Annotated in this window: 12 protein-coding genes; 9 read left to right on the forward strand and 3 right to left on the reverse strand. The window is 67.4% G+C overall.

Features of this window, described 5'->3' with window-relative positions; all coding sequences use genetic code 11:
* From N2602_RS14875 to N2602_RS14915, 9 genes are all read left to right on the forward strand, one after another.
* A complete protein-coding gene (locus N2602_RS14875; RefSeq protein WP_260383105.1) occupies positions 1-2,394 on the forward strand; it encodes a xanthine dehydrogenase family protein molybdopterin-binding subunit in 2,394 nt (797 codons plus the stop codon).
* The gene (locus tag N2602_RS14880) at positions 2,391-3,227 is read left to right on the forward strand and encodes a xanthine dehydrogenase family protein subunit M (RefSeq protein WP_260383106.1); all 837 of its coding nucleotides are present in this window, start codon (positions 2,391-2,393) and stop codon (positions 3,225-3,227) included. The genes N2602_RS14875 and N2602_RS14880 overlap by 4 nt, the downstream gene beginning before the upstream one ends.
* Positions 3,224-4,423, forward strand: a complete 1,200-nt coding sequence (locus N2602_RS14885; RefSeq protein WP_260383107.1) for a 2Fe-2S iron-sulfur cluster-binding protein — start codon at positions 3,224-3,226, stop codon at positions 4,421-4,423. Before N2602_RS14880 ends, N2602_RS14885 begins: the two co-directional genes overlap by 4 nt.
* A gap of 72 nt (positions 4,424-4,495) precedes the next feature.
* Positions 4,496-5,650, forward strand: a complete 1,155-nt coding sequence (locus N2602_RS14890) for an ABC transporter substrate-binding protein (RefSeq protein ID WP_260383108.1) — start codon at positions 4,496-4,498, stop codon at positions 5,648-5,650.
* A 282-nt stretch (positions 5,651-5,932) separates the two neighbouring features.
* Positions 5,933-6,805 (forward strand): branched-chain amino acid ABC transporter permease, encoded by an 873-nt coding sequence (locus N2602_RS14895; RefSeq protein WP_260383109.1) that lies wholly within the window; start codon positions 5,933-5,935, stop codon positions 6,803-6,805.
* Positions 6,802-7,848: a branched-chain amino acid ABC transporter permease gene (locus tag N2602_RS14900; RefSeq protein ID WP_260383110.1), complete on the forward strand. Its 1,047-nt coding sequence runs from the start codon at positions 6,802-6,804 to the stop codon at positions 7,846-7,848. Before N2602_RS14895 ends, N2602_RS14900 begins: the two co-directional genes overlap by 4 nt.
* A complete protein-coding gene (locus tag N2602_RS14905) occupies positions 7,848-8,630 on the forward strand; it encodes an ABC transporter ATP-binding protein (protein ID WP_172784477.1) in 783 nt (260 codons plus the stop codon). Before N2602_RS14900 ends, N2602_RS14905 begins: the two co-directional genes overlap by 1 nt.
* Complete coding sequence (locus tag N2602_RS14910; RefSeq protein ID WP_172784478.1) at positions 8,623-9,327, forward strand: ABC transporter ATP-binding protein; 705 nt, start codon at positions 8,623-8,625, stop codon at positions 9,325-9,327. Before N2602_RS14905 ends, N2602_RS14910 begins: the two co-directional genes overlap by 8 nt.
* The gene (locus tag N2602_RS14915; RefSeq protein ID WP_311739143.1) at positions 9,320-9,652 is read left to right on the forward strand and encodes a Rieske (2Fe-2S) protein; all 333 of its coding nucleotides are present in this window, start codon (positions 9,320-9,322) and stop codon (positions 9,650-9,652) included. Before N2602_RS14910 ends, N2602_RS14915 begins: the two co-directional genes overlap by 8 nt.
* A 124-nt stretch (positions 9,653-9,776) precedes the next feature.
* On the opposite strand, the gene N2602_RS14920 is transcribed toward N2602_RS14915, so the two are convergent.
* Genes N2602_RS14920 through N2602_RS14930 form a run of 3 tightly spaced genes read right to left on the reverse strand, consistent with a single transcriptional unit; the run spans position 9,777 to position 13,218 of the window.
* Positions 9,777-10,637: an alpha/beta fold hydrolase gene (locus tag N2602_RS14920; RefSeq protein ID WP_260383112.1), complete on the reverse strand. Its 861-nt coding sequence runs from the start codon at positions 10,635-10,637 to the stop codon at positions 9,777-9,779.
* Positions 10,638-10,661: 24 nt separating this feature from the next.
* Positions 10,662-12,029, reverse strand: coding sequence for an amidase (locus N2602_RS14925; protein WP_260383113.1), 1,368 nt, complete (start codon positions 12,027-12,029; stop codon positions 10,662-10,664).
* Entirely contained in the window at positions 12,010-13,218 is a 1,209-nt protein-coding gene (locus N2602_RS14930) for an MFS transporter (RefSeq protein WP_260383114.1), read from the reverse strand. The genes N2602_RS14925 and N2602_RS14930 overlap by 20 nt, the downstream gene beginning before the upstream one ends.
* Between the last annotated feature and the right edge of the window lie 20 nt (positions 13,219-13,238).

The following is a 13,238-nucleotide window of genomic DNA, read 5'->3' on the forward strand; positions in this document are numbered from 1 at the left end:
GTGAAGGAGGGCGCGGGGGTGCGCAACGAGCGGGAATTTCCGTCTAGCAGATCCGGGCAGGGCGTGGGCGCGCGGCTGCCACGCAAGGAGGACGACCGCCTGATGCGCGGCCGCGGCCAGTATGTCGGCGACGTCAGGCTCGCCGGCCTTCAGGATGTCGCCTTCGTGCGCAGCCCGCTGGCGCATGCGCGCATCCGCGGCATCCATGTGCCGGAGCGTTATCGCGGCAGCGCCTTCACGGCAGCCGATCTCGTCGGCATCAAGCCGATCCGCGCGGTGTCGGGACTTCCGGGCTTCAATATCTCCGAGCAGCCGGTGCTGGCGACCGGCAAGGTGCGCCAGGTCGGCGAGCTCGTCGCGATGTGCCTCGCGCCGACGCGCGCCGAGGCCGAGGATATCGCGGCCTCCGTGACGCTCGATCTGGAGGAGCTGCCGGCAATCTATGACATGCTGAAGGCGCGCGAGCCCGGCTCGGCGCTGGTGCACGAGCATTGGGGCGACAACGTCTTCCTGGAGACCAACTACGAAGTCGACATCTCCGCCGCGCTCGACGCGCCGATCAAGGTGACGCGCGAGATCTCGACCGCGCGGCAATGCATGTCGCCGCTGGAAGGCCGCGGCGTGGTCGCGACCTTCGACAAGAGGCTCGACCAGCTAACGCTGCATTCGGCGGCGCAGATGCCGCACATTACGCGCAGCGGCCTTGCCGAATGCCTCGGCATGGAGGAGGGCCAGATCCGCGTGATCTCGCCCGATGTGGGCGGCGGTTTCGGTCACAAGGGCATTCTGCTGCCCGAAGAAGTCTGCCTGTCCTGGCTGACCATGCACTGCGGCCATCCGGTGCGCTGGCTGGAAGACCGCCGCGAGCACCTCGTCGCCAGCTCCAATTGCCGCGAGCACCACTACAGGATCACGGTCTATGCTGACAGCGACGGCAGCTTGCGCGGCATCGACTGCGAAGCGACCGTGGATTCCGGCGCGTACTCGTCCTATCCGTTCTCCGCCTGCCTGGAGGCCGCGCAGGTCGCGAGCATCCTGCCGGGACCCTACAAGATGCCGGCCTATCGCTGCCGCACCTTCTCGGTCGCCACCAACAAATGCCCGATCCTGCCCTATCGCGGCGTCGCGCGCACCGGCGTCTGCTTTGCGCTGGAATTGATGCTGGACCTCGTAGCGGCGGAAGCCGGTCTCGAGCCCGGCGAGGTGCGGCTGCGCAATCTTGTGCGCCCCGAGCAGATGCCGTTCGACAACATCACCAGGAAGCATTTCGACAGCGGCGATTATCCGGAAGCGATGCGCCGCGCGCTCGCGGCCATCGATATCGACGCCCTCCGCGCCAGGCAAAAGCAGGGCGAGGCCGACGGCCGCCGCATCGGCGTCGGTGTCTCCATCTATTGCGAGCAGGCCGCGCACGGCACCTCGGTCTATTCCGGCTGGGGCATCCCGATGGTGCCGGGCCACGAGCAGGCCTCGGCTCGCCTGACGCCCGACGGCGGCCTCGAACTGCGCGTCGGCGTGCACTCGCACGGGCAGGGCATGGAGACGACGCTTGCCCAGGTCGCGCACGAGATCCTCGGCGTGGATGTTGCCAAGGTCCGCATCATCCTCGGCGACACCGCCATGACGCCCTATTCGACCGGCACCTGGGGCTCGCGCTCGATGGTGATGGCGGGTGGTGCGGTCGCGACCGCCTGCCGCGAGCTCGGCGAACGTGCCCGCCGCATCGGCGCGAAACTCCTGCAGCACGATCCGGCCTCCGTGGTGTTGCAGAATGGCGAGGTGCGCGGCGTCAACGGCAGTGTCAGCCTGAAGGCGATCGCCCATACCTGGTACCGCCGCCCGCAGGACCTGCCGGCAGACGTCGATCCCGGCGGGCTGGAGGTGACGCAGGGCTACAAGCCCGTGCGCGACAGCGGCACCTTCAGCTATGCCGCGCATGCCGCCGTCGTCGCGGTTGATCCCGATCTCGGCGAGATCGAGATCCTCGACTACGTGATCGTCGAGGACGGCGGCGTGCTGGTCAATCCGCTTGTGGTCGACGGCCAGATCTTTGGCGGCCTCGCGCAAGGCATCGGCACCGCGCTTTACGAGGAGATGCCGTTCGACGCCTCCGGTCAGCCGCTGGCAACGACGCTCGCAGATTACCTGCTGCCCGGCCCGACCGAGGTCCCGGCCGCGCGCCTCGACCACATGGAGACGCCGTCGCCCTATACGCAATTCGGGGTGAAAGGCATCGGCGAGGGCGGCGCTATCGCGCCGCCGGCCGCGATCGCCAATGCCGTCAACGACGCGCTGCGCCCGCTCGGCGTCGAGCTGATGCAGTCTCCGATCACGCCGCATCGGATCGTCGCGGCGGTGCTTGCTGCGCGTGCGGCTGAGAGGAGCGCGGCATGAAACCGGCGCCCTTCGCTTACGAACGCCCGCGTGATCTCGATGCCGCGCTGTCGGTGCTCGCCGCAAGCAATGGATCGACAAAAATCATCGCCGGCGGACAGTCGCTCGGTCCCATGCTCAATCTGCGGCTGGTGCAGCCGGAGCTGATCGTCGACATCTCCGGTCTTGCCGAGCTCAAGCGCGCAGAGGTCTCCGGCGATGAGCTCGTGCTCGGCGCGCTCGTCACCCATGCCGATATCGAGGACGGGCGCACCGCCGACGTGACGCGCGGCGCGATGCGTGGCGTCGCAGCCAATATTGCGTACCGCGCCGTGCGCAACCGCGGCACCATCGGCGGCTCGCTCAGCCATGCCGATCCTGCCGCGGACTGGATTTCGGCGCTGGCGGCCCTGGGCGCACGCGTGACGCTGCGCAGCCTTGCCGGTGCGCGCACGATGGCGGTCGAAGCGTTTGTGGTCGGTGCGCTGGAGTCGGCGCTGCACGCCGGCGAGATCGTCGAGGCGGTCCATGTGCCGGCGCGCACGGCTTCGTCCCATTGGGGTTATGCCAAAAGCTGCCGCAAGACCGGCGAGTTCGCCCATGCGATCGGCGCGGTGCTGGTCGATCACGCCGGCGCGACTGCTCGTGTCGTGATCGGTGCGATCGACACGGCGCCGATCGTCATGACCGATGTGGCCGCGCTGTTCGGCGGACGGATTGCCGACGACTACAAGCAACGTTTCGATGCAAGGGTTGCCGACGCGGCTCTGGCCAGGGCCGGCATCGACGATGCCGCGCAGCGCCACATCCATGTCAGCGTGCTCAAGCGCGCGGTCCAGGAGGCCGCGGCATGACCACGATCGCGCTTCAGGTCAATCGCCGCGCGGTGGAGCTGCCCGCCGAGCCGCGCACCAGCTTGGCTGATTTCGTCCGCGACAAGCTCGATCTCACCGGCACGCATCTCGGCTGCGAGCACGGGGTCTGCGGCGCCTGCACCGTGCTGCTCGACGGCGTGCCGGCGCGCTCCTGCATCACCTATGCGGCAGCCTGTGAGGGCGCCGATGTCACCACCATCGAAGGCCTCGACGAGGACGAGATCACCACCGAGTTGCGCGCCGCCTTCACCCGCGAGCACGCGTTGCAATGCGGCTATTGCACGCCCGGCATGCTGGTCTCGGCGCGCGACCTGGTGCTGCGTCTGCCCGACGCCGACGAGCGCCGCATCCGCGTCGGCCTCAGCGGCAATCTCTGTCGCTGCACCGGCTATGTCGGCATCGTGCGCGCGGTGCAGTCCGTGATCGAGGCAAGGCGCGCGCGCAACGTCGCGCCGGTGGCGGATGGCGGCCGGACAGTCCTTGGTCCTGCGGGATCGGACCGAGCTGCATCCGGTCGAAGCGATCCGCGGCCGGCGCAGCAGGCGTTGGCTCCAGCATCGGAGAGTGCCGCGCCCGGCAGCATCCCCGACTTCATCCCGGCGACCGTTCTCGATCAGCGTTTCACGCTGCCGCATCCGCCGGCCAAGGTGTTCGCGCTGTTCGACGACATCGCAGGCATCGCCGCCTGCCTTCCCGGCGTATCGCTGAAATCGCCGCCAAGGCCGGAGCGCGTGGAAGGCTTGATCCGCGTCAGGCTCGGGCCGATCGCAGCAAGCTTCGAGGGCGCCGCTCGCGTCGAGCGCGATCCCGCAACGCTGTCTGGCCGCATCGTCGGCATCGGCACCGACCAGCGCAGCCATTCGGCAACGCAAGGTGAGATCCGCTATCGCCTGCTTGCGCGCGAAGACGGCGCGGCGACGGCCGTCGAGCTGTCGATCGGCTACACGCTCACGGGAATGCTGGCGCAGGTCGGCCGCCCAGGCTTGGTGCGCGATCTCGCCCGCCGTCTGGTCGCGGACTTCGCCGCCAATCTCGACCGCCACATGTCCGGCATGCCTTCCGGGCAGGCGGCCGCGGCAGAGCTTAGTGGCTGGTCGATTGTCTCGGATGTTTTGCGAGCCCGGCTCGCACGCATGTTTGGCCGCGCCTTCAACCGAAAAGGTGGCGCGGAATGATCGGCGCGCCGGCGCCGCGGACTGAGCCTGGACTGCCATAACAATCAACAGCGTGGGATTTGGAGAGACAGCATGACACGAACACTCGGACTGGTTCCGGCTATCGCGCTGGCGACGGCCTTGTTCGGCGGCGCCGCGGGGGCGCAGACCATCAAGATCGGCGTCAACGAGCCGCTCACCGGCGCTTTCGCCGCGTCCGGCACTTACGTCGTCAACGGTGCCAGGATCGCCGCCGACGAGATCAACGCCAAGGGCGGCATCCTCGGCAAGAAGATCGAGCTCGTCATCGAGGACAACAAGAGCAACCCGACGGAGGCCGCCGCCGTTGCCGAAAAACTCATCACCAGCGACAAGGTGCCGGTCCTGATGGGCGCCTGGGGCTCGAGCCTGACGCTCGCGGTGATGCCGAAGCTGATGGAATACGAGACGCCGATGGTGGTGGAGACCTCGTCCTCCGGCAAGATCACGACGACGGGCAATCCCTTCATCTTCCGCATCTCGCCGCCGTCGGCGGTGGAGGCGGCCGCGTTCAAGGGCATCGTCGACAAGCTCGCGCTCAAGAAGGTCGACTTCCTCGTCATCAACAACGATTGGGGGCGCGGCACCGCCGAGGACTTCAGCAAGATGATGAAGGACAAGGGCATCACCATTGGCCTCGTCGAGACCATGGATCAGGGCGCGCAGGACATGAGCGCGCAGCTCTCCAAGATCAAGAGCTCGGACTCAGAGACCGTGATCGTCACCACCGCCGTCGACCAGCTGACCCTGATCTTCAAGCAGGCCGCTGCGCTCGGCCTGAAGAAGCGCATCATCACCACCGGCGGCTCGCAGAACCCGGACCAGATCATCGCGCAAGCCGGCGCTGCCGCCAACGGCACCATGCATCTGACGACGTTCCTGCCCTGGTTCCCGGACAAGACGCCGAACCCGGAAGCCACCAACTATTTCATCGCGGAATGGAAGAAGCGCGGCTTCGAGTTCGCCGGCTGCACCGAGAGTTTTCGCGGCTATGACGGCATCCGCACCGTGGCGGCCGCGATCGAGAAGGCCGGCAAGGCCGAGCCCGCCGCGATCAAGGCGGCGCTCTGGAACATCAACATCAAGGGGCTGAACGGCGACATCGTGTTCCGCAAGTCGGGCCCCGAAGGCAAGGAAAGCGGTCAGAGCCAGCCGAACGTCTATCTCATCGAGATCAGCGACGGCAAGGTCGAGATGAAGACGCTCTAGAGCGGATGAGATTAGGTTCGACGCAGCGATCAAGGAGGTGCGCCACCTCTCCCGCTTGCGGGAGAGGGTTGGGGAGAGGGTGTCTCCGCAATGGGACTTTCCCCTAGGGGAGAAAGCCCTCACCCGCGCCTTCGGCGCGACCTCTCCCGCAAGCGGGAGAGGTGAAGGAGCCGCCGCAGTCATCGATCCAACCTAAAGCCATTCAGCTTTAGCATCGATCAATCCCGGGCGAGGGCGGCACGTTGCGGCCCTCGCCGGCATCCAGAAATTCAGGGACCAGCCTTGAGCGAATTCCTCCAGCATCTGATCAACATGCTCGTGCTCGGCGGCACCTATGCGCTGCTGGGCATCGGGCTGACCTTGATCTTCGGCATCATGAACGTCGTGAACTTCACGCACGGCGTGCTCTACACGTTCGGCGCCTACATCATGTTCATCGTGGTGCAGCAGCTCGGGCTCAACTTCTTTCTGGCGCTCCCCATCGCCGTGCTGGCCGGATGGCTGCTGGGTGCGGCGATCGAATTGACCTTGCTGCGTCCGCTGCGCGGCTCCGACATCGACACCACCATGCTGGTGATGATCGGTGCCTGGATCGCGATGCAGTCGGGCACGCTGTGGATCTGGGGCGGGGTCGCCAAATCGGTGACGACGCCATTCCCGGAGGCGCCGCTGGTCCTCGGCCCGGTCTCCGTTTCATGGCTGCGCCTGTTCGTGCTCGCCGCCGCGGCCATGTTGATCCTGGTGACGTATCTGCTCATCAACAAGACCAGCCTCGGCCGCGCGATGCGGGCGACCTTCCAGGATCACGACACGGCCTCGCTCATGGGCGTCAACGTCGACATGATTTACACCTCGACCTTCGCGATCGGCTCCAGCCTGGCCGCCGCCGCGGGCGCGCTGCTCGGGCCGGTCTACGTGATCTTCCCGCAGATGGGCGATCTCGCCGCGGTGAAGGCGTTCGCCATCGTCATCCTCGGCGGCCTCGGCAGCATCACCGGCGCGGTGATCGGCGGCTTCATCCTGGCGCTGGCCGAAGAGCTCGGCGCCGGCTACGTCTCGTCAGGCTATCGCGATGCCATGGGCTTTCTGATCATCATCGCGGTGCTGATCTTCCGGCCGACCGGCCTGTTCGCACGCGCGGAGCGCGTCGGATGAGGGCGATCGTCACCATTCTCGCCGTCGCGGCGCTTGCCTCGGTGCCGCTCTGGCTGCGCGATCCTTATCTCCTGAACGCGCTGATCACGACCGGGATCTTCGTCATCGGCGCGATGAGCCTCAACCTGCTGCTCGGCTTCACCGGCCAGCTCAGCCTCGGCCACATCGCCTTCTTCGGCATTGGTGCCTATGTCAGCGCGCTGACATCGCTCGGCTTCGACATCGGCCTGCCCGGAGGTTTTCGCCTGGTTCACACGCCCTGGCCGCCGATCATAGGCTTCGTGCTGGCGATCCTGATTGCGGGATTGTGCGGCTATTTCGTCGGCCTGTTGTCGTTCCGCGTCCGCGGCGCCTATTTCGTCATTGTGACGATCTCCTTTGCCGAGGTGGTCCGGCTGGTCGCGCTGAACTGGGTCGAGCTGACGCAGGGCCCGTTGGCGCTGACCAACATCCCCTCCATCGCGCTGCCGCTGCCCGGCTTTGGCGAGCTGACGCTGCGCACGAAATTCCACAACTACTATCTCGTCCTGGTTGTCGCGCTCATCGCCTATCTCCTGATCGCGCGCCTCGTTTATTCCCATTTCGGCCGCTCGATGCGTGGCTTGATGGAGAACGAAACGCTCGCCGTCTCCGTCGGCATTGACGTGACCAGGACGCTGACGATTGCCGCGGTGATCTCCGCCGCGATCGCGGGTGCGGCAGGCAGCCTCTATGCGCACTACATCCGGATCATCGACCCCGAAGTGTTCGCCTTCATCAACACCGTCACCATGGTGATCATGGTCATCAGCGGCGGCAAGGGCTCGCTGGCGGGGCCCGTCGTGGGCGGCCTGATCTTCGGGCTTCTGCCGGTCGCGCTTCGTCCGGTCATGGCGCCGGAGGCGCAATGGATCGCCTATGGCGGCGTGCTGATCGCGATCCTGTTCGTGCTGCCGCGCGGCATCGTGCCGTCGCTGGCGCAGCGGTTGACCCGACAACGGAGCGGGACGGCGGCGCTGGCACCGGTCGCGCTCAGTGAAACCAGCGCCAAGGAGTCGGCCTGATGACGGCGCGCAGCATCGCCATGACCATCGATCAAGTCGCGGTGCGCTTCGGCGGACTGGTCGCGATCTCCGACATGAGCTTTGACGTCGGCGAGGGCGAGATCGTCAGCCTGATCGGGCCGAACGGCGCCGGCAAGACCACCGCCTTCAACGTCATGACCGGATTCCTGACGCCGAGCGCGGGCCGCGTCACCTATCGCAACACTGCGCTCGCCGGATTGAAGCCGCATGAGATCGCCGATCTAGGCCTGATCCGCACCTTCCAGCGCACCAGCGTATTCCCGAACGACACCGTCTACGACAACCTCCTGATCGGCCTGCACCGGCAGGGTCGGGTTCGGCTGCTCGACGCCATCCTCGGCCTGCCAGGCGCACGCGCCTCGGAGCGCCGCTTACGGCAGCGGGCGAGCGAGCTGCTCGAATGGGTCGGGCTCGAACGCCGCGTCCACGATGCCGCTGGCTCGCTGTCCTACGGCGAGCAGCGTCTCGTTGGCGTCGCGCTGGCGCTTGCAGCCGAGCCGTCGATGCTGCTGCTCGACGAGCCCGTCTCCGGCATGAACGCCTCGGAGACGCACCGCTTCGTCGAATTGATCCGCAGCATTCGCGACCGCGGCATCACCATCCTGCTGGTCGAGCACGACATGCCGATGGTGATGACGGTCTCGGATCGCATCGTGGTGCTCAACTATGGCCGCATCATCGCCGAAGGGACACCGGAGGTGATCCGCAACGATCCCGCGGTCATCGAAGCCTATCTCGGACATGGAGCGGGGCGTGCTTGAGATCCGCGACATGGTCTGCACCTACGGCGGCGTCACCGCGCTGCGCGGCATCTCGCTCGACGTGAAGGCCGGCCAGCTGGTCGCCCTGATCGGCGCCAACGGCGCCGGCAAGAGCACGACGCTGCGCGCGATTTCCGGCCTGGTGCCGCCGCGCTCGGGCCAGATGAAATTCGAGGGCATCGACATCACCGGCGCGAGGCCGCCGCGCGTGCTGGCGAGCGGCATCGCGCATTGCCCGGAAGGGCGGCGCGTGTTTCCGCATATGAGCGTCGAGGAAAATCTCGACATGGGGGCCTACCTCCGTCGTGGTTCGGGCGAGATCGCGGCTGACCGCGACCGCATCTACACGGAATTTCCGCGGCTCGCCGAGCGGCGCCGGCAGGCGGCGGGCACGCTGTCGGGCGGCGAGCAGCAGATGCTTGCGATCGGGCGCGCGCTGATGTCGCGGCCGCGGCTGATCATGTTCGACGAGCCCTCGCTCGGGCTCGCGCCCAACATCGTCGAGCGCACCTTTGCGATCATCCGCGGCATTCGCGATGCCGGCACCACGGTGCTGCTGGTGGAGCAGAATGCCTTCGCCGCGCTCGAGATGTGCGACCATGCCTATCTGCTCGAGAACGGCCGCATCGTGCTGTCGGGCGCCGGCACCGAGCTGATCGCGAACGAGCATGTGCGCAAGGCCTATCTCGGTGGCTGACGACGCCGGGTGGATTGCCGTCTGCGACCTCGACCGGCTGAAGGCGGAGACGATCGTCGGCGTTCCCGGGTGCGACCTGCTCGTGATCTGGAACGAGGGCGATGTCGTCGCCTGCGAACGTGCATGCCCGCATGAACAGGCTGATCTGGCCTTGGGGCAGGTGAGCACGGGGCGGCTGTATTGCCCGCGTCACGCGGCATCGTTCGATTTGCGCGATGGCGCGATCACCGCGGGATGGCCGAGTCCGCCGTTGCGGCTTTATCCGGCGCGGATCAAGGGCGAGAAAATCTGGATTGAGCTGCAGGAGTGGCAGCCGGGGCGATGATGACATCATGCCCCCGTTTTGCCCGACGAGTCAAAGCGGTCACGACGGTGTCGATGGGCCTTCGAAAAATGTCCCTTTGCAAACAACGGCATCGCTACTGTGCATGGGGTTGTTTTCGCGAGTCTTAGTCCAGCAGCCGCCGCGCGGCCTCCACCAGGACACCGTCCGGCCGGCGCAGCGCCTCGAGAATGGTGAAATGGTCGGCGCCTTCGACCGAGATGAGCTTGCCCGGCGCTCCCTCCGCCACGCGCTTGTCGAAGAGATTGATTGAATCGCAAACGAGCGCCGGCAGCTCGCTGCTGCCATAGGCGATGTCGAGGCGCTTCCGGGTGACGGGCAGGCGCAGCGGCGACAGCGTGGCGATCTCCTCGTCGGTCAGCTTCAGCGCATCGTTCAACCCGGTATCGCGGATCGGCGCGAGATCGTAGACGCCCGAGAGCGCCAGCCCCGCATGGACCCGCGGATGGTCCAGCGCCATCGCAGCAAGATGGGCGCCGGCGGACCAGCCCGACAGCACGACCGGTCCGGCAACGCCATAGGACGCGCCGTGCGCCGCGAGCCAGTCGAGTGCGCGCGGGATCTCGCCGACGATGTCGGTGAGGGACACCTCGGGCGCCAGCGAATAGCCGGGGATCGCAACCGACCAGCCATGCGCGGCGACGCCTTCGACCAGCATGGCGAACAGCTCGCGCGAATTGCGCTGCCAGTAGCCGCCATGCAGGAACACCAGGCAGGGCGCATCAGGCTTGGCGGCCGGATAGATGTCGATCTTGTTGTTGGCCCGCTCGCCATAGGGCAGGTCGAGATGGGACTTCAGCGTGCTCCGCATCCGGCTTGAAGCCTCATTGCGCTCGGCGATCAGGGCCGGGCTGTTCTTGACGGCGGCGTTGTTGTCATAGGCCGCGCTGCGCTCCGCCCGGGACAGCTCGGACCAGTGGTCGCGAGGGTCGAGCGGCCGAATTGTCGAATGAGCGTTCTCAACCATGGGAGTCTCCGTTTGCGTCAGGCACTACGCTCGCAAGATCGCTTCGATCTCTTGCGCGGCTGCGAGGAGCGAGCGGTCTTGTCCGCGCGCCGCGATGATCTGAAGGCCGAAGGGAAGCCCGCGCTGATCCGTTCCGCACGGAATCGAGATCGCCGGCAGGCGGGCATGATTGACGAAGGGCGTGAACACCGCGTGGGCCCGCGGGCTTGCGGCTTTTCCACCGATCATATCAGGGCCGAGCTGCGTCAGCGGCCAGGCGACGCACGGGACGGTCGGCGCCAGCAGCAGGTCGGTCTCAGCGAAGAACGCCGCAAAGGTATTGGCGATCGCGGTGCTCGCGAGCAGCGCTGCCGCAACGTCGGCACCCGACCAGGAGAGACCTCGCTCGATCTGCTTGGCGATGTCAGGATCGAAGACAGCCGGATCCTTGCGGAAGGTGTCGCCATGGAGCGCCGCGAGACCGGCATGCTGCAGCGGCATGATGGCGTCCTCCGCGGCGCCTGCCGGCCAAACGGGATCGCGTTGGGTGATGCGCAGACCTGCGGCGGAAAGCCGGTCAACGGCGGCGGCGAGGCCATTCGCGACGACGTCGTCGATCGCGACGTCGAGACCAAGGCGCGGCGAGAATGCGATGCGCTGACCGCCGATGTCTTTGGCTTGCTGCGCCACGACGGCAGAATCCGGATCGCGCGGATCGGCGCCGACCATGGCCTCGAACGCCAGCGCGATGTCGGTCGCATCGGATGCGATCGGCGCGGTGACGGAGAGGCCAAAGAACGGCTCGGCGAAACCTGGCCCATAGGGGATCGCGCCACAGGACGGCTTGAAGCCGGCGACCCCGACATGGGCCGGTGGCCTGCGGCTGGAGCCGCCCGCATCGGTGCCGATCGCGAGCGGCACCAGGCCGGCCGCAACGGCCGCGGCCGGGCCGCCCGACGAGCCGCCCGGCGTCAGTGCGGGATCGAGCGGATGTCGCGTCGGCCCGTATAGCTGTGAGGTGGTGACGCCCTTGCAGGCGAACTCGGATGTCGCGCCGATGCCGACGACGACGGCACCAGCTTTGCGCAGCCGCTCGACCGCGATGGCATCGCGCGGCGCGATGAAGTCGGCGAACAGGCGCGAACCCTGCGTCACGCGCCAGCCGCCGACCCAGATGTTGTCCTTGACGATCACGGGAACGCCGGCGAGCGGCATGATCTCGCCCATACGCAGGCGAGCATCGACCGCTGCGGCATCGTCGAGCGTGCGTGCAGGATCGATCGTGACGACCGCGTTCAAGGCCTTGGCGACCTCGATGCGGCCGAGCGCGGCTTTCGCGGTCGCGACGGCACTCGTCCGCCCGGCGCTGACGTCGGCAGCGATCTCGCGCGCGCTATTCTTCGGCTTTGTCATGGCCTCCCCAGATCAACGCCAATGTGCCGCCGAGCGCAAGGCACGCCAGGGCGAAGAACGCCATGCCGAGGCTGGCCACGCCATCCAGGATCGACACCAGCGCCGGCGCCGCAAGGAGGCCCACATAGGATGCGGTCAGCACCGCGCCGGTGGTCTCGCCGATCCGCTCCTGCGGGGCGAGGCGGGCGATCTCGGCGATGAAGACGCCGTTCCAGCCCGACGCCGTCAGGCCAAACAATGCGGCAACGATGAATTGCCCGTTGCGGCCGAGCGATGCGCCATTGAGGCCCAGCAGCGCGGCGCAGAAGGCCATGCCGAGGCCGATGACGACGAGCACGGCGCGGGAGGCGTCGAGGCGCATGGCAACATAGCCCCAGCCGAGCCGGCCGACGAGGCCGCCGGCTTGTGCGCAGGCGAGCGCCATGCCGGCCTCGATATGGCTGAGGCCGAGCTCGCGCGTGCCGAGCGTGACGAACACCGTGTTGAGCGATACCTGCATCGCACTGAACGGCATCGAGGCCAGCGCCAGCATCGCGATCCGCCGGTCCGCAATCACCAGCGCCAGCCGCGCGCGGAGATCGAGCTTCGGCGGCGGGGCGACCTTGCCAGCATAGGTCGGCCGCAACCATTCGAACAGCAAGATCGCCAGCAGCGCCACGGCAGCTACGGCCGCATAGCACCATGCCGGTCCGAACGCGATGGCGATTGCGGGCAGGGCCAGCGAGCCACAGACCGCGCCGATCTGGTTGCCGGTCTGGCGCACCGAGAACACGAAGGCGCGCCGCTCGGCGGTCACGAGCCGCGCCAGCAGCGCCGCGCTCGCCGGCGTCTCGGGCCCCATGGCAAGGCCGATGCAGAGGCCTGCCGCCAGCAGGGCGGCGCTCGTTCCGAGCGAAGCCAGTGCCATGCCGACGGCGATGGCCGCCGCGCACAGGCTCGCGATCCGCAGCGAGCCAACCCGCGCGATGAAGCCGCCGCCCCAGAACGAGGCGGGGATGCCGACCGCGAACACCGCGCAGGAGAACATCGAGAGCTGCCAGACCTCGATCTGGGCGCGCGGGGCGACCACGCCGGGCGCGAACAAGGCCAGCGCCACGAGGGCCTGAAGCCCGGTCATCGCCCCCAAAGCAGGCAACAGAGCCGGCAGCAGCGCGGGCGCTGGCCGAGCGGCCGTGTTTCCGTCTACCATGGCGGCGTGCTCATGGGAGG

Origin of the sequence: Bradyrhizobium sp. NC92, assembly GCF_025200865.1 — a bacterium.
In the GTDB taxonomy this organism is placed as follows: domain Bacteria; phylum Pseudomonadota; class Alphaproteobacteria; order Rhizobiales; family Xanthobacteraceae; genus Bradyrhizobium.

Bases quoted from the DNA above. Each gene is read 5' to 3' on its own strand.
- N2602_RS14880 (WP_260383106.1), top strand. From the start codon at position 2,391: ATGAAACCGGCGCCCTTCGCTTACGAACGCCCGCGTGATCTCGATGCC.
- N2602_RS14885 (WP_260383107.1), top strand. From the start codon at position 3,224: ATGACCACGATCGCGCTTCAGGTCAATCGCCGCGCGGTGGAGCTGCCC.
- N2602_RS14890 (WP_260383108.1), top strand. From the start codon at position 4,496: ATGACACGAACACTCGGACTGGTTCCGGCTATCGCGCTGGCGACGGCC.
- N2602_RS14900 (WP_260383110.1), top strand. From the start codon at position 6,802: ATGAGGGCGATCGTCACCATTCTCGCCGTCGCGGCGCTTGCCTCGGTG.
- N2602_RS14905 (WP_172784477.1), top strand. From the start codon at position 7,848: ATGACGGCGCGCAGCATCGCCATGACCATCGATCAAGTCGCGGTGCGC.
- N2602_RS14920 (WP_260383112.1), bottom strand. From the start codon at position 10,637: ATGGTTGAGAACGCTCATTCGACAATTCGGCCGCTCGACCCTCGCGAC.
- N2602_RS14925 (WP_260383113.1), bottom strand. From the start codon at position 12,029: ATGACAAAGCCGAAGAATAGCGCGCGCGAGATCGCTGCCGACGTCAGC.
- N2602_RS14930 (WP_260383114.1), bottom strand. From the start codon at position 13,218: ATGGTAGACGGAAACACGGCCGCTCGGCCAGCGCCCGCGCTGCTGCCG.